This is a genomic window from Natrinema salaciae (genome assembly GCF_900110865.1).
GTDB lineage: Archaea > Halobacteriota > Halobacteria > Halobacteriales > Natrialbaceae > Natrinema > Natrinema salaciae.
This window is the reverse complement of sequence record NZ_FOFD01000009.1, coordinates 78930-94289: the sequence shown is the minus strand read 5'-3', so window position 1 is coordinate 94289 and position 15360 is coordinate 78930. Positions and strand designations below refer to the sequence as shown.

13 protein-coding genes and 1 pseudogene are annotated in these 15360 nt (G+C 66.8%); 7 read left to right on the top strand and 7 right to left on the bottom strand.

Annotation, left to right across the window (positions count from 1 at the left end):
* Positions 1-13 precede the first annotated feature (13 nt).
* Complete coding sequence (locus tag BMX07_RS22855; protein WP_245742204.1) at positions 14-712, top strand: helix-turn-helix domain-containing protein; 699 nt, start codon at positions 14-16, stop codon at positions 710-712.
* Positions 713-879: 167 nt separating this feature from the next.
* The gene (locus BMX07_RS22850; RefSeq protein WP_090623212.1) at positions 880-1482 is read left to right on the top strand and encodes a nitrous oxide reductase accessory protein NosL; all 603 of its coding nucleotides are present in this window, start codon (positions 880-882) and stop codon (positions 1480-1482) included.
* Positions 1483-1521: 39 nt separating this feature from the next.
* Here BMX07_RS22850 and BMX07_RS22845 read toward each other — a convergent pair whose 3' ends face one another.
* The 4 genes from BMX07_RS22845 to BMX07_RS22830 all read right to left on the bottom strand — a co-directional run bounded on the left by BMX07_RS22845 (position 1522) and on the right by BMX07_RS22830 (position 6155).
* Positions 1522-2316 carry an ABC transporter permease gene (locus BMX07_RS22845; RefSeq protein ID WP_394328407.1) on the bottom strand — a complete coding sequence of 265 codons (795 nt, stop codon included), beginning with the start codon at positions 2314-2316 and terminating at the stop codon, positions 1522-1524.
* 110 nt (positions 2317-2426) lie between these two features.
* The gene (locus BMX07_RS22840) at positions 2427-3164 is read right to left on the bottom strand and encodes an ABC transporter ATP-binding protein (protein ID WP_090623209.1); all 738 of its coding nucleotides are present in this window, start codon (positions 3162-3164) and stop codon (positions 2427-2429) included.
* Positions 3161-5095, bottom strand: coding sequence for a NosD domain-containing protein (locus tag BMX07_RS22835; protein WP_090623205.1), 1935 nt, complete (start codon positions 5093-5095; stop codon positions 3161-3163). The genes BMX07_RS22840 and BMX07_RS22835 overlap by 4 nt, the downstream gene beginning before the upstream one ends.
* A gap of 214 nt (positions 5096-5309) precedes the next feature.
* A complete protein-coding gene (locus tag BMX07_RS22830) occupies positions 5310-6155 on the bottom strand; it encodes a universal stress protein (protein ID WP_090623201.1) in 846 nt (281 codons plus the stop codon).
* Positions 6156-6515: 360 nt separating this feature from the next.
* Between BMX07_RS22830 and BMX07_RS24800 the strand changes: the two genes are divergently transcribed.
* From BMX07_RS24800 to BMX07_RS22810, 5 genes are all read left to right on the top strand, one after another.
* Positions 6516-6662 (top strand): DUF7512 family protein, encoded by a 147-nt coding sequence (locus tag BMX07_RS24800; protein ID WP_175480251.1) that lies wholly within the window; start codon positions 6516-6518, stop codon positions 6660-6662.
* On the top strand, positions 6662-7702 hold the full coding sequence (locus BMX07_RS22825) for a sulfite exporter TauE/SafE family protein (protein WP_090623197.1): 1041 nt from the start codon (positions 6662-6664) through the stop codon (positions 7700-7702). Before BMX07_RS24800 ends, BMX07_RS22825 begins: the two co-directional genes overlap by 1 nt.
* A 279-nt stretch (positions 7703-7981) precedes the next feature.
* Positions 7982-9115, top strand: a complete 1134-nt coding sequence (locus tag BMX07_RS22820; RefSeq protein ID WP_090623193.1) for an MBL fold metallo-hydrolase — start codon at positions 7982-7984, stop codon at positions 9113-9115.
* Positions 9116-9323: 208 nt separating this feature from the next.
* Positions 9324-10274: a ZIP family metal transporter gene (locus tag BMX07_RS22815; protein ID WP_090623189.1), complete on the top strand. Its 951-nt coding sequence runs from the start codon at positions 9324-9326 to the stop codon at positions 10272-10274.
* A gap of 314 nt (positions 10275-10588) precedes the next feature.
* Entirely contained in the window at positions 10589-12370 is a 1782-nt protein-coding gene (locus BMX07_RS22810) for a carbamoyltransferase family protein (RefSeq protein WP_090623185.1), read from the top strand.
* 29 nt (positions 12371-12399) lie between these two features.
* On the opposite strand, the gene BMX07_RS22805 is transcribed toward BMX07_RS22810, so the two are convergent.
* The 3 genes and pseudogenes from BMX07_RS22805 to BMX07_RS22795 form a co-directional block, all read right to left on the bottom strand.
* Positions 12400-12768, bottom strand: a complete 369-nt coding sequence (locus BMX07_RS22805) for a thioredoxin family protein (RefSeq protein ID WP_090623181.1) — start codon at positions 12766-12768, stop codon at positions 12400-12402.
* Positions 12769-13365: 597 nt separating this feature from the next.
* Positions 13366-14262, bottom strand: a complete 897-nt coding sequence (locus BMX07_RS22800) for a DUF8008 family protein (protein ID WP_090623327.1) — start codon at positions 14260-14262, stop codon at positions 13366-13368.
* A 245-nt stretch (positions 14263-14507) separates the two neighbouring features.
* Positions 14508-15314 (bottom strand): annotated as a pseudogene (locus BMX07_RS22795) (zinc ribbon domain-containing protein); the annotation flags it as partial.
* Positions 15315-15360 lie beyond the last annotated feature (46 nt).

Here is a 15360-nt window from a genome sequence, read left to right as displayed (position 1 = left end):
GTGTGGTTCGAACATGTTCGAGGCCCGTGCTACGTCGTTCGAACCCCACCGTCGATACATGCCGCGGGCGAAACTCACCGTCACCCTCCCCGAATCGCTCTGGATCCACGAGATTTCGACGGCCTATCCCGACACGACGTTCCGCGTCAGTTCGGTGCTGCCGGGAGCGGACGTCGCGATCGGCGTCGTCGAACTGACGGCACCGAATCCGGTCCCGATACTCGCCGCGATCGACGAGCGGAGCGATATTCGGGACCTCGAGTTGCTCTGGAAACACGACGAGACGGCGCTCTTGCAGGTCGAGACGTCGAATCCGTCGGTGCTCGCTCCCATGCAGCAGGCCGGCGTTCCGATGGAGACGCCGTTCGCGGTCGAAGACGGCGTGGTGACGTGGGAGCTGACGACCAGCGCGGATCGATTGTCGACGCTCGGCGACGCGTTCGACGAGCGAGGCGTCGAATACCGCCTCGAGTACGTCCACGCCGTCGACGCGAGCCGCGCGGAGAATCCGCTGACGGATCGACAACGCGAGGTCTTCCTGACCGCTCTCGAGGCGGGGTACTACGACGTTCCGCGGGAAGCGACGCTGACGGACGTCGCCTCGGCGCTCGGCGTGACCAAGTCCACCTGTAGCGACGTCTTGCACCGCGCGGAGAGCACGATCGCCCACTGGTTCGCCGAGGAACACGTCGGCCGCGCCTCGTACGGATAATTGACGTTCACGCGCGTGAGCCGTCGACGCCGTCGGACGGCAGGTGTCGGACGGGACGCCGACGGCCGCCGTCGCGTCGGTGCGGACGAGTCACTGTATTCGCCCAGCAGCCGCTATTTCGGCGATTGGACCAGATTATCCTTATCGGCCTGTTCCCAATTGTGCACATGGATGGGTTTCCTTCCAACAACGATGCCGATCGAGGCGTGTCTCGTCGAACGGTTCTCGTCGGGTCGGCCCTCACTGGACTGACTGCACTGGCCGGTTGCCTCGGCGGGGAGGAGGACGCGGAGGCGGACGCCCCCGACCCGATCACGATCAAGGCCGGGACGAGCTGTGACAACTGTACGATGGCGATCGTCGACTACCCAGGCCCGGTCGGGGAGTCGTTCTACGACGACGCCGAGAAACTGCTCGGGGACGACCGTCCGGCACAGTTCTGCAGCACCCGTTGTACGTACGCGTTCACGTTCGACCACGAGGAGGATTCCGCCCCGATCGCGACGTACGTGACCGACTACTCGAGCGTCGACTACGAGATCGACACCGGCGGCGACGCGCCCGAGATCAGCAGCCACGTCGACGCGGGGTCCTTCGCGCCGGCAGCCGACCTCACGTTCGTCGTCGATAGCGAGGTCGAGGGCGCGATGGGCGCGTCGATGATCGGATTCGGCGATCCCGACGACGCGGCCGCGTTCCAGGACGAGTACGGCGGCGACCGCTACGAACACGAGGACGTGACGCAGGAACTACTGATGTCGCTGATGTGATCGGGAGCGGCTCGACGGAACCGCATTCGCGAGCGAAGACTACCGTTTTATCGCCCAGGTCGCGACGGCGAGCGAGGTGCCCGTCCAGCTCGCGAGTCCCAGCAGGCTGGCCACGGGCGACGCCGTCCGCGGCCCGGTCCCCGACGCCGTTACTACGGCGCTCTCGAAGACGAGTCCGCGATACGCGCTGAGGGGACTCACCGCGAGCGCGTGGACGAGCGACGAGTCGCCCAGATAGCCGTTGGCGAACCCGTAGACGAGCGCGAGATCGAGCCCGACCAGCAGGACGACCAGCGCGACGACGGACAGTGCGAGGGCGCTTCGCGTCCCGCTCACGAGCGCCGAGATGGCGAGCGCAACGGCGAGAATCGACAGCGCGAACAGGGCCGTCAGCGCGACGAACCGCGCGAACAGGATCGGGGAGTCGGCACCGGCGTGGGAGGCGTACCGGCCGAACGGCTCTTCGCGACCGACGAAGACCGCTCCGGCGACGAGCAGGAGCGGGACGACGACCGTCCCGAGAAGGCCGACGGCCCTGCCCACGTAGACGCCGATGACGAGTTCGCGAGGCGCGATCGGATACGTGTCGAGGACGTCGAGTTCGCCCCGACGCCGATCGCCGAGGATCGCCCGGTAGCCGAACGCGACGGCCACGATCGGGACGAGGAGCTCGAGCGGCGTCAGGAGGTCGACGACGGTCGGCACGAAGCCGGCCCTGACGCCGCCGCCGACCCACGCGATCCCGACCAGGACGGCGGCGAGCGCCGCTCCGAGGACGACGAACGTTCGGGTCCGGGAGACGGTCCTGAGTTCGCGGACGACGACGCGTTCGATTCGACCGCCCGAGTCCGGCGGATCGGTCGCTCCAGTCGATTTCGTCGCGGACACGTCAGCGTCGGTGTCCGTCGACGCGACGTCTTCGCTCACCGAGTTCGGCGTGCCGGTCACGCGGTCTCACCCTGCACGCGAACGCGACGGAGGTCGCCGACGATCGACTCCTCGTAGACGGCCTCCAGCGAGCCGACCTCGAGCCGGTCGCACAGCGCCGCGGGATTTCCGCGCCCGACGACGGTGCCGCCGTCGAGTACGACCACTTCGTCGGCCGTGCGCTCGACGAGTTCGAGATCGTGCGAACTCAGCAACACCGCGGTCCCAGTGGCGGCGAGTTCGTCGGCGACCGAGAACACGTGTTTGCTCATCCCCGGATCGAGTCCGGACGCGGGTTCGTCCAGGACGACCAGCGGCGGGTCGCCGATCGTCGCCTGCGCGATCCCGACGAGTCGCGTCATGCCGCCGGAGAGCGCCTCGACCGGACGGTCCGCGGCATCCGCGAGTCCGACGCGTTCGAGTTGTGCCACGGCCTCGTCGCGTCCGCCGCCGACGAGCGACGCGTAGAACGCGAGCGTTTCGAGGACGGTGAACCCCGGCCGAAACTCGGGTTGCTGGGGCAGGTAGCCGATCTCGCGTGCGGCTGCCGGCCCGTGATACGCGATCGCTCCCCCGGTGGGTTCCTGGAGTCCGGCGAGCGTGCGGAGCAGCGTCGTCTTTCCGGTCCCGTTCGGTCCGATCAGCGCCGTCACGGCTGCCGATCGAATCGGAACGGAAACGTCCCGCAGGATGGTCACGTCTCCGTATGCGAAGTCGACGTTCGATGCCTCGAGTAGGGGTGTCTCTGCAGTCATGGTTCGATCGTGAGTGTTCCGTCGCAGCCGCCAGCGCGATCGGTCTGGGCGGTCCGTTCGAGTAGTTCCGGGTTGTTCGGCTCGCACGTGGGGGCCACGTCGGTGATGCTGCCAGTTCGCAGTCCGGACACCGACTCCTCGAACCCGGAGAGTGCGTCGAGCGCCGGTGCCCGGGCGAGCGTCGCCGCGCCGTCGGTACGGTGCATCCGTCGGTCGACGGGATCGGTCGGCGAGTACGATCGGGACGGCGGGTCGCCGTCCGCGATGCTGGTCCCGCCCTGCCAGTAGTTGCCGCGTCCGTCGTGCGACCAGATGCGCAGCGGCCCGGCACCGGCAGTGGCGTGGTCGTCGTTGCCGACAAAGTCGTTCTCGACGATCCGGTTCGTCGGGAGTATCACCCGATCGTTGACGCCCAGTCGGTTCCCCGCGAAGACGTTTCGCTCGTAGATCGACGCGGCCGCCGCCAGTTCCAGCCCGACGTCGTTGGCTTCGAAGACGTTCTCGGCGACGTACGTGTCGGTGCCGCCGACGTAGGACCCGGTTTCCGCGCCCCTGACCTCGTTGCCGACGATTGCGTTCCGCTCGGGTCCAGTCATGACGTAGATCCCCGTATCGACGACGTCGGTCAGGCGGTTGTCGGCGAGCAGTGCGCCGTCAGTGTGCATCAGGTGGACCCCCAGCAGGCTTTCCTCGATCGTGTTCTCCCGAACCACGATCCCCTCCGATCGGTACGCGTAAATCGAGTCCCGCCCGTCGACGATCGTCGTCTCCTCGACCACGCCCGGCGACTGGAACGCCATGATTCCGGCGAAGCCGTCCTCCCAGCGCTCGTTGCCCCGAACGGTCGCGTTACGAACGACAGTATCGGGGCTCTCGCGGAGGATAATCCCGTTCGAGGGCGTCTCGATCGTCACGTTTTCGACCGACAGCTCGGCCGCGACGTGGGCGGAGATGGCGGCGTCCGCGCCGGTGTAGTAGGTCAGGAACTTCTCGTCCCAGGCGTCCTCGTCGATCGACGCTCCGGGGACTTCCTCGGCGCCGGAGGTCAGCGGCCCGACGCCGGTGATCTCGAGGTCCCGAATTCCAACCCGCGGTTCGGTTACCGTTACGACCGATCCGTTGTTGTCGCCGCGGATCGTCGCCGCACCCTCCCCGGCGAGCGTGATCGGCCGGTCGATCCGGAGCGTCTCTTCGTACGTGCCGTCGGGTACGAGCACCGTGGTGTTCGCGGGTGCCTCGTCGATGCCCTCCTGGACGGTGTCGACGTCCTCGCCGACGACGGTCGATACCGGTCGATCGGCCTGCGCGACTGTCGACGCGACGACGGCGTCGGCGCGGCGGTTCTGCTCGTCGACGCGGTCGCGGACGACCGTCGCGTCGTCGGTGTCGAACGACTGCTCGAGCGTTTCCTCCCACGTGTACACCTCGCCGCCGTGAGCCGCTGCGAACGCCGCCGCATCCGCTCGATCGGCGAACGGAACGACGGTCTCGCCCGCGGGTGTCCGCGCCTCGCTGCCGACGACGAACCACGCGTCCGTCGCATCGACCCACGGCAGCGGTCGGTCGGTGACCGGATACCCGTCGTCCTGCAGCTCGACCGTTGCGTCGCCGTAGTCGGTGACGTACACGGCGAGCGGATATCCGAACCGCCGATCGTGTCCTTCCTGGCGTTTGGCGTCGACGAACGTCTCGACGCCGTAGTAGCCGACGACGTACTGATACTGCGAGTAAAACACCTGTGTGCGGGGGAGCGTGACGTTCTCGTCGAGGCTCTGTTCCGCCTCGAGCGTGAGTCCGACGGAGACGGTTTCGTCGAACGGGACCGGATCCGGCGGCGCCGGATCGGTGTCGCTGACGAACAGGCCGCCGGTTCCGAGTGCGGCGGTGAGCATCACGGCGATCAGGACGATCTCCCGGGATGGCCAGTACACAGGAGCAGTTCGAACGTGGCGGAAAAAGCGCCTCTGGTCCACCACTCGAAAACTGTCTTCAGCGGCTGCGTCCGACTGCCGGGCGCGTACGGTCCAGCAGCGTTCGGGACCGGCGTGGCACAGAGTCGCGATGGCAATCGCCTGGCCCGTTCGGAATCGAGGTGGTGGTTCCGGGGCTGGGAATCGGTTCAGTAGTAGGTGAGCGCCCGGGCGCTCACGCGGTTCGTGACGGCGGAACGAGCATGACGTTCCCGTTCGCCCGCGTGACGATGTCCTCGGAGACGCTCCCGAGCAACAGTCGGCGGAGCCGGCTGTGGCCGCGCGATCCGACGAGGATCGTGGTCGGCTCGTACTCCTCCTCCGCGGCGAGGATCTCGTCGGCGGGATCGCCCTGCCGAACCTCAGTTCGCGTCTCGATCCCCCAGTCCTCGAGGCTGGTCGCCAGCTCCGACAGCCGTGCTTCGGGATCGACGTCCTCCGGGAGCGACGGGTCCTTCGGCGTTTCGACGTGGACCAGCGTCGCCTCCTGTGTGGCGTGGCGGAGGTACGAGAACGTCTCGAACGCTCGCTCGGCGTTCTGCGAGAAGTCCGTCGCGTACAGCATCCGCCTGAACAGGTGTTCGCGAAGGATGTCCGGATCGTCCGCCCCGCGCTCGATCCGGTTGACGAGCAGCGGCACGACCGTCGTCCGCGCGAGATTGCGCGCGGTCGACCCGATGACGCGGTTCTCGAGCGGGCTCTTCCCCCGCGAGCCGACGACGGTGAGGCTGGCGCCGATCGCCTCCGCGACCCCGTTGATGCGTCGGTGGGGCGTCCCGCGGACGACGTGTGCCTCCACGTCGAAGCCGGCGTCTTCGATGACGCGGCGATAGCGATCGAGCGCTTGCTCGCGTCGCGTTTCGAAGTCGATACCGGGCATCCCCGCGTGGACGTTGGAGGGAATCACAGTCACGAGGTGGATCTCCTCGACGCCGATCCGCCCGAGACACTCGAGGCAGGTCTCGTTTTCGATCGTCGCCTCGCTGGCGGCGGAGAGGTCGGTCGCACAGATGGCTTTCATACCGACCGTAGGACCGCACGCCATAATATTGTTTTGGGTAACCAATACTAAATCCTGAGTATCGGTCGCGGCGAGCCACACACTGCCCGCAACCTCCGTTACTGTTCGCGCGTCAATCAGTGTCATACTGTGCCGATAGCGTCGGCCGTTCGTTCGAACCGCGCCCCAGCAGCGGAGACCGATCGCGGACCGACATCTGTATCCGGATAACTTATTCGAATATTCTCGTTGGATAGCCGTGAGATAGATGGCAGTAATATTGTGCAAGATCCCCAAAAGCGTTATAGCCATCCCCCGGGTAGACGATAATGAGCAGAAAACCATGATCCGTACACAACTGAACGGCGGAGGTCGGTCGCGATGATCGACCTCGCAGCGAATTCGGGAGCGGTACAGGCAGGCGCGCTCGTCGGAGCCGTCCTCCTCGAGGCGATCGTCCTCTACGTGGGCTACGGCGCACTCGAGCGAATCGCGATGCCGGTTATCGATAGGGTGAAACACGCATAATGGAGCTATTCGGAATCGCACTGGCGACGCTCGTACTGTTCGTGAGCTTCGGCTTCATGGTCGGAGTGCTGTTCGGCTTCTTCGGGATGGGCGGGTCCTTCCTCGTCACGCCCGCGTTGCTCGTGATGGGGTATCCCGCCCGGGTCGCCGTCGGGAGCGGTATGGCGTTCGTCTTCGGGACGGCCGTGATAGCGACGCTAAAACACCACGACCTGGGACAGGTCGATTACAAACTCGGCGGGTTGATGATCGTCGGGACATCGGTCGGCATCGAGGTCGGGCGAATCGGGGTGTTCTACCTCGAGGACCTCGGCCTCGCCAGCGGCGTCATCGGTGTCACGTACGTCGTCCTGCTGGGCGCGATCGGCGTGTTCGTCACGCGTAACTCGCTCAAAAACGACGGCAGTGAGAGTTCCGGCGGCGGGCACCACGACGCAGCCGACGAAGAGATCGATCCGGACGCGATCCCCGATATCGCGAAGAAGATTCAGTCGTACCACGTCCCGCCGATGATGACGATCGCGGGCGGCATCCAGGTCTCGCTGTGGATGGTCCTCGGCGTCGCGTTCGCGACGGGACTGCTGTCGGGCTTCCTGGGCGTCGGCGGCGGCTTCATCCGCATGCCCGCGATGTTCTACCTCATCGGGGTGCCGGTCCCCGTCGCGGTCGGGACCGACCTCTTCGAGATCGTGTTCTCGGGCGGGATCGGTTCGTTCCTCTACGGGATGGAAGGCGGCGTCGACCTCTCGATCGTCGCCCCGCTGCTCGCAGGGAGCGCGCTGGGCGCCAGGATCGGTTCGGCCGCGACCAGCATCGTCAACGAAGACGACATCAAGATCTACTTCGGATTGATGCTCCTGGGTGGGTCGATCGCCGTGGCGTTCCAGCAGGCAGGCGACTACCTCGCGATCGAGATCTTCAACACGGTCGGCTTCGTCCTGATCCTGCTGTCGGCGTTCATGGTCAGCGGGGCCGTGATCTACAGCACGATCACGACGATGCGAGCACGGTCGAGCCCGACTGCGCCGTCGGCGGACTGACGCCGGCGACGCCGCTCGACCCGTTTCGTCGTCGGCTCATTTTTATTGCACAACACTCACACAACCCGCCGGCGTGGGTTCGATAGCGTTCGCCGTTCGCGGTCGCCCGTCTCGGCCCCCGCGAACGCTCGCCACGACGCGACGGTTCGATCGTGGCCGCGGCGACGACTGTCTCGCGAACGGCGACCAGCGCGGCTCCGTCGAGTGGCCCGTCGGACGTCGAGTCCCCTGGGCTTGACCGACGAATTTACCACACATTATCGTGTAGCGTTGGGAGTAATGAGCAACATCGATCTCGATCCATCGGCGGTCGCACGGCGTATCGAAGAGGACGACACGGCGGATCTCTTCGTCCTCGACGTCAGAACCGAGGACGAGTACGAGGAGTGGCGAATCGGCGACAGTACGAACCTCCCAATCTACGACGAGCTGCTGGAATACGACTACTCCACGCTCGAGGCGCACCTAGACGAGCTCCCGACGGACACGGAGATCGCGGTCGTCTGCGTCGCCGGCATCACGTCCACGCGAGCCGCGGCGTTCCTCCGCGAGCACGGGTTCGACGCGAGATCGATGGACGACGGAATGAACGGCTGGGGGCGCGTCCACCGCCAGTACGATCTCGAGGACGCGGGCGGTATCGAGGGAGTCGTTCAGATCGTCCGTCCCGGGACGGGGTGCGTCTCGTATCTGGCCCACGACGGCGACGAGGCCGTCGTCGTCGATCCGAGTCAGTACGTCGATCGATATCTCGACGCGGCCGACGAGTACGGCCTCGAGATCGTCGGCGTCGCGGACACCCACGCCCACGCCGATCACGTCTCGGGAGCCCGCCGACTCGCCGGCGAACTCGACGTGCCGTACTTCCTCCACAGGGACGACGCCGGCGAGCTCGAGAACGTGACGACACTCGAGGACGGCGAGGCGATTCCGGTCGGCGAGCGCGAACTCGAGGTGCTCCACACGCCGGGGCACACGCCCGGCAGCGTCTCGTTCCGGTTCGGCGACGCGCTCCTCGCCGGCGACACGCTGTTTCTCCGCAGCGTCGGTCGTCCGGACCTCGAGGACGGTTCGGAAGACGCCGTTCGAACCGCCGCGAGCCGGCTGTTCGACAGCCTCGAGCGGCTGACGGATCTCGAGGACGAAACCGTCGTGTTGCCCGGTCACTTCAGCGACGAACCCGTCCGCCCGCTCGCGACCGAACTCGGCGACCTTCGCGCGGCGGCGACCAACGAACTCCTGAGTTACGTCGCGGACGGCGACGAGGCGGCGTTCGTCGAGACCATCGTCGAGAGCCTCGCGGACGAACCGGCGAACTACAACGAGATCAAGCAGATCAACTGGGGGAAAGCGCAGCCGGGCGGCGACGTCGAGGCGCTCGAACTCGGGCCGAACAACTGCGCTGCCAACTAAGATCCACCATCGCAACCCGACACTGATTGCGCGGTTCGGTTCCCGAGCAGTGACACAGTTCGATTCGATGTCCCGCTCCCAACTCGATCGACTCGAGTACCGAACCGGAGACGACCACTGCCGGATCGTTCTGCCACGCCTTTTAGGCCAACCAAAATATATTTCCTGTTTTGGAAAGACTTTTTGTCGACACGCGCATACTCCACGTATGGCACTCGCGGAAAACCTCGTCGTCGTCTTCGTCGCGGGCTTTATCACTGCGTTAGCGACGGGAATCGGCGCGTTGCCGTTCTTCTTCGTCGACGACTTCAGCGACCGCTGGAACGTGGGGCTATGGGGGGTCGCGTCGGGAATCATGGTGACGGTCTCCGTGTTTGGTCTCGTCGACGAGGGACTCGCGTACGCTTCGGGCGGGTTTCCGACGTTGATGGTCGGCGGCCTCCTCGCGGGCGTCGCGCTGGTTGAGATCTCCGACAGGGTCCTCGACGGGGTCGACCTCCACGGGAACGGGGAGTACGAGCACGATCGTGAACGAGCCCGCGACGACGAACGCGGACACGATCTCGAGGCGACGGACTCGAACAAGGTCCGGGCGAACGGTGCCGGTCACGGACACGACCACGGTCACGGCGGTGCGCCGATCGAGGCGACGGCGTTCGCCGAGGCTGACCTGAAGAAACTCGTCCTCATCCTCGGCATTCTGACGGTCCACAGCTTCCCCGAGGGCGTGGCGGTCGGCGTCTCGTTCGCCGAACTCGGACTCGAGGGTGGCGTCTCGATACTCGGAGTTTCGATCCCGTTGCTCGCGGTGTTCATGACGATCGCCATCTCGATCCACAACGTTCCGGAGGGAACCGCCATCGCCATCCCGATGCGGACGATGGGACTGTCCAACTGGCGGATGGTCGGCGCGGCGGTCTTCTCGAGCCTTCCCCAGCCGATCGGCGCGGTCATCGCGTTCGCGTTCGTCTCGTGGGCCGAGGCGTTCCTGCCGTTCGGTTTCGGATTCGCCGCCGGCGCGATGGTCTATCTGGTCGCGACGGAGTTCGTTCCCGAAGCGCTCGAGACCGGCGCGGACCTCCCGAACGGCGGTCGTCGAGAGTTGCTCATCGGGTTCGGTGCGGGTGTCGTGGCGATGGCACCAGTCACGCTCGTGTGACGCCCTCGCCCGCCCTACCGGGCGCGCTTCCGACGAGGCGCACGAGAACGGCGTTCGCTCGGCCAACGCTTCTCGTCGGATCGAGACCGGAACAGGCTCGCTCGAGTGGCCCGCGACAGCCGAGTCGATCGTCGTCGAGGTTGGTCGGCCGCAACCCACCGAAGTCCGGTGCACAGCGGCGACGTTCTGCTGTTGTCCGGCGGTGCCCGGAGTCCGCACGGCGATCTATTCGACGATTTGCTGACCCAGCAAATCGTCAGTGCCGTTTTGCCGCCGTCCGATTTCGGTGTAGAGTACGGTTACTTTCACGAGCCATGACTGACTATCGACTCGCGTTCAAACCCGCGATCGGACTCTACGGCCAACACGATCCGAGCGCCGTCCTCTTCGAGGACGGCACGCCCGTCTTCGGCGTCGAAGAAGAGCGATACACGCGGGACAAACACGCGACGGACACCTTCCCCGAGCGCGCGATTCGGGCCTGTCTCGGCCATCGGGAGCTGTCGCTCCCGGATCTCGATCGCATCCTCCTCCCGTACGAGCCGCGGCTCCGTGGCGAAATCGCCTCCCACTACGTCACCGACGCGATCCGGGCGCCCGGAATCGAGCGGAAACTCTCCGCGCTCGAGGAGACGCTGGTCACGCAGGTCCGGAGTCGGCTCGTCCCGACGCGACAGATCGAGGCCCGCCTCGAGTCCATCGGCGCGCCGGTACCGTCGATCGAGACGATCCCCCACCACCGCTGTCACGCCGCGAGTGCGTTCCACCCGTCGGGCTTCGAGGAGGGCGTCGTCCTCACGATCGACGCGAAAGGCGAGTACGACTCGACGGTCGTCTGGCACGCCGACGGGGACGGCCTGACGCGGGCCCACACCTACGAACACCCGAACAGCCTTGGCCTCTTCTTCGCCATCGTGACGGAGTACCTCGGCTACCGGATGTTCAACGGCGAGGGGAAAGTGATGGGGCTGGCACCCTACGGCGAGGATAACCCCGAGATCGAGGGCGTCCTCCGGGACCTGATCGACGTGGGTGTCGACTACGACGTCACCGCGTTGACGAAGCGCTGGGGGACCGGCTACGGCGTCGACATCCTCGAGGATGCGTTCGGCCGTCCCCGGAACGAGACGCCCGGCGCGTTCGACCAGTGGGAGATGGACCTCGCGCACACCGCCCAGAAGCTGCTCGAGGAGTCGGTCGTGGCCGTCGCGGAGGCGGCCGTCGAACAGTTGGGCCCGCCGAACGTCGCGATCGCGGGCGGCGTCGCGCTGAACTGCAAGCTGAACAAGCGGGTTCGGGAGTCGCCGCTGATCGACGACGTCTTCGTCCAGCCGGTCGCCCACGACGCGGGCCTCGCGCTCGGTGCGGGCTGGTCCCGGCAGCCGCCGGCGGCCGTCGACCGCCAGACCGACGTCTTCCTCGGGCCCGAGTACGAGACCGACGAGATCCGGTCGCTCCTCGAGACGAACAAACTCGCGTACGGGGAGCCGGACGACCTCGAGCGGTACGTCGCCGAACGGCTCGCGGACGGCGATCTCGTCGGCTGGTTCCAGGGGCGGATGGAGATGGGGCCGCGGGCGCTCGGGGCCAGGAGCATCCTCGCCGATCCCCGCACCGCCGCGTCCCGCGACCGGGTGAACCGGTTCGTCAAACACCGCGAGGAGTGGCGGCCGTTCGCGCCGTCGATGCTCGAGTCGGCCGCCGCAGAGTACCTGGTCGACGGCGGCCCGGCACCGTTCATGATCGACGCCGCCGACGTCCGGTCGGCGAAGACCGACGAACTCGAGGCGGTCCTGCACCCGGCCGACGACTCGACGCGCCCGCAGACCGTTCGCGAGGACCAGCACCCGCGCTACCACCGACTGCTCTCGGAATTCGAGGATCTGACCGGTGTGCCCGTCGTGTTGAACACCTCGTTCAACGACCACGCCGAACCGATCGTCCGGACGCCGACGCAGGCGATCAAGGACTTCTACGGGATGGGACTCGACGTGCTCGTCCTCGAGGATCTCGTGCTCGAAAAGGAGGCGACGAAATCGGATCGGCGTTCGAAGTCGTCGGGAGAGGCGGACACGCCGAATCCGACACCGACGTAACAGCGAGGGCACTCACGGAGCCGTCGAATTCAGCGCGGCGCGTGCGTCTCGAGCAGCTCGACGATCGTCTCGGCACCCTGGAAGCCGTCGTCGAGTCGGGCGACTTCCGCGCCGTCTTGCAGGACGACGAGCGTCGGGACGCTCCGGACGTCGAACTCGGCGGCGAGGTCGGGGACGAGACCGGCGTTCACCGTCGCCACGACTCCCGGTGCGCTGCGCGCGACGGTGCCGAGTACCGGCTCCATCGACGCACAGATCCCACAACCGGACGTGACGAACTCGAGCAGGACGAGGTCGTGCGTCGCGAGCAACTCGTCGTAGTCGGCCACGTCGTTCAACTGGACGGGTTTTCGCGGTGGCTGGCCGTCGGTCGGCTCCGAAGCAGTGGTTTCGGTCATCGTCGTCGATAGGGCTCGCGCGTATTTGAGTGTTTTGTGCCTATCGTACAATACTGTCGCGGTTCGGATCGGGTAGCGACGACGGCGGCGGGGCTCCGAACGCCCTCACACGCCGCTCCACCACGGGGCAGGTGGTCCAGACAACCGTCACAGAGTCGTACGGGAGACCGTCGGTCGTACGTGACTGAGCGGACCGAAATTCCGCACGGTCGGCGGTGCGGAGCGCCGATCGCTCGAGGAAGCGTCGATCCCGCACCGTCCGCGACCCCTTCGGTTTCGCTCGACGACGAGACGCCGCTGGCTTCTCGAACGCTCGTCCCCGAGGCCGATATGCGGGGAGTCGACCCAGCAAGTTACCGCCCCACTGACGAACCGATTCGGTACCGCGTTCACGATCGCAGCAACGCTCGTTCCGGTGACACCTGACGTCTTCGGTGACCCGGCTCGAGCAGTCGGTGGGTTTCGACCGTCGAGGACCGATCGAGGGACGGACATACAAGTACGCAGACGCGTACACGACCGCAATCGCGAGGGGTTTCCGTTCGTCGTGGAGAGCGACCACCCTCTCAAGGCGGGGTGGGAGCCCCGGGGACGGCGTCACCCGTCGACGCCACCTGTCTCCGGACCGTCCCGCTCGGTTGCGCTCGGTCGTTCACCGGGGATATCCGCATCCGCCATCAGCAGGACGCGGCGCTCGGTGTACTCGAGGCCGTTCTTGCGCTGCCGGGTCCGTTCGACTGCCAGTCGGTTCTTCGAGAGCTCGAGTAACGCGTCGATCGTCCTCGAGACGAGTTTCTTCGCGTAGTCGTCGCTGATGCCCTTCTCCTGACGGCGAATCCAGTGTTTCAGATCGCTCGCCGTCACGTACTCCTGGACGGTTTTGCACCCGTTCTCCCACGGGTCGTCGCCGACGGCCGGATCGGTGCGAGCCTTCCAGAGCGTCGCAGCGAGCCGCGAGGGGAGCGAGGACGTGGTTGCACGGAGGCTGTCGTCGTCCATTTTCGCGAGTTGCTGAATCGGCAGGAGGTCGCCGTGTGCTAACGCGACATCGCCGCCGCGCTCGAGCGGATCGTCGCTTTCGGGCAGTCGGAAGTAGCGCCCGCCGTCGTCTTTGCCGATCCGCTCGAGGCGACCGCCGGCGACGTCGATCTCGCTCTCGTCGACGTTCGCCGCGAGCAGATGCGCGCCCTTCTCGAGTTCGCGGGCCTGGAGTTCGCCGACGCGGTCCTTGTTCGCGTTCAGTTTCTTTTCGTGGGCGTCGAGCCGCGCTTCGATCGGCGGTTGCGCTCGCTCGAGTTCTTCGACGCGGGCTTCGAGACGTTCGTTTTCCGCACGCTCCCGGTCGAGTTCGGTCTCGAGGCGGTCGAGGTGATCGGTCTTCCGCTCGAGGCTGGATTCGAGCGCGTCGATCCGCTCGCGAAGCGACTCGAGTTCGGTCGCCAGCGTCTGAACGATCGATGCGTTCAGTTCGGAGTGCTCGGCATTCGTGCGCATGTCGTCGTGATCCGTGGGTGAGATGGGGTGGTTGGCGAGTCGATGCAGCCGGCGCTCGGCGGTCACACGGAGTCGGGTGACGGACGGAGGGTGGCGGGCGAGCAGCTGCGCGAGCGGCTCCGCGGCGGCGACTCGCGGTCGCCCGGCCCCCGGCTCGATCGTCGTCCCGCAGTCGACGGCGGTACGCGCCGTCCCGGTGCGGCCGTGGCGATCGGCCGTCGGCGACGAGCGTCGACCGCTTTCCCCCGCTCCCCCGTCGTAAGCGAGCGCGGGGGTCGGTACGCACACCGGTGGCCGGGGTAGTACCGTCGTGCGAGCACTTTCGCGGCGTTGGAATCCGCGTCGACCGTCTCGACGCGACAGTCCGGGTTGGTACAGCGGAACGTCTCCTGTAGCGGTCGGTCGCCGATGACGCCGCAGCCGTGACACTCCTGCGAGGAGTAGGCGACGGGCACCGTCGCGACCTCGAGGCCGTACTCGGCGGCGACCGCTCGCAGGCGCAGGTGGGCCGTCGGGAGCAGCCACGCCGTGCCGCGGTGGGCGTCGGGGTCGGTCAGCCACGCCCACAGGTCCGGCTCGTAGTGGCTGTCCTCGGTGACCAGCACGGGCCGGTCGTACGCGCTCGCGTAGTCGCAGATCTCCCGCGCCGCGTCGTCGAGGGCCTCGAGCAGGGCAGCCCGACGGCGTCGGACGCGTGCGACGATCGTCGCGCGATCGGCGTCGCCGGCGAGCAGCGCGGCGACGCGGTCGCGAAGCGCGTCGAGGCGGGCGCAGAGTTCGTCGCCGGGGATCGCGTAGGTCCCCGTCCAGTCCGGCGTGGGCACCGGACACGCGGTGTACAGGGTGTGCTCCCCGAGGTCGACGCCGATCGCGGTGCGGTCGGCGGGACGCGTCGGGACAGCCGCTCTCCGGTCCGACGAACGGGTGTCGCGGCCGCCGTCGGTCGCGATCCGCGGGTCGTCGCCCGAGGTTGTGTGCTGATCGTGATGTGCAGCCGATACTCCTGACTCGTGAGCCCTACAGTTATGGGCTCGGAGGCGCTCTTTTCGCATGGGTCGTTCAACCCTGTAAGGGGATGACCCGCCCCGACGTGTGGCA

Excerpts from the sequence above, each read along its gene's own strand:
- BMX07_RS22815 (WP_090623189.1), top strand. The coding sequence starts at position 9,324 with ATGGCACTCGCGGAAAACCTCGTCGTCGTCTTCGTCGCGGGCTTTATC.
- BMX07_RS22840 (WP_090623209.1), bottom strand. The coding sequence starts at position 3,164 with ATGACTGCAGAGACACCCCTACTCGAGGCATCGAACGTCGACTTCGCA.
- BMX07_RS22810 (WP_090623185.1), top strand. The coding sequence starts at position 10,589 with ATGACTGACTATCGACTCGCGTTCAAACCCGCGATCGGACTCTACGGC.
- BMX07_RS22800 (WP_090623327.1), bottom strand. The coding sequence starts at position 14,262 with ATGCGCACGAATGCCGAGCACTCCGAACTGAACGCATCGATCGTTCAG.
- BMX07_RS22820 (WP_090623193.1), top strand. The coding sequence starts at position 7,982 with ATGAGCAACATCGATCTCGATCCATCGGCGGTCGCACGGCGTATCGAA.
- BMX07_RS22855 (WP_245742204.1), top strand. The coding sequence starts at position 14 with ATGTTCGAGGCCCGTGCTACGTCGTTCGAACCCCACCGTCGATACATG.
- BMX07_RS22830 (WP_090623201.1), bottom strand. The coding sequence starts at position 6,155 with ATGAAAGCCATCTGTGCGACCGACCTCTCCGCCGCCAGCGAGGCGACG.
- BMX07_RS22850 (WP_090623212.1), top strand. The coding sequence starts at position 880 with ATGGATGGGTTTCCTTCCAACAACGATGCCGATCGAGGCGTGTCTCGT.
- BMX07_RS22805 (WP_090623181.1), bottom strand. The coding sequence starts at position 12,768 with ATGACCGAAACCACTGCTTCGGAGCCGACCGACGGCCAGCCACCGCGA.
- BMX07_RS24800 (WP_175480251.1), top strand. The coding sequence starts at position 6,516 with ATGATCGACCTCGCAGCGAATTCGGGAGCGGTACAGGCAGGCGCGCTC.
- BMX07_RS22825 (WP_090623197.1), top strand. The coding sequence starts at position 6,662 with ATGGAGCTATTCGGAATCGCACTGGCGACGCTCGTACTGTTCGTGAGC.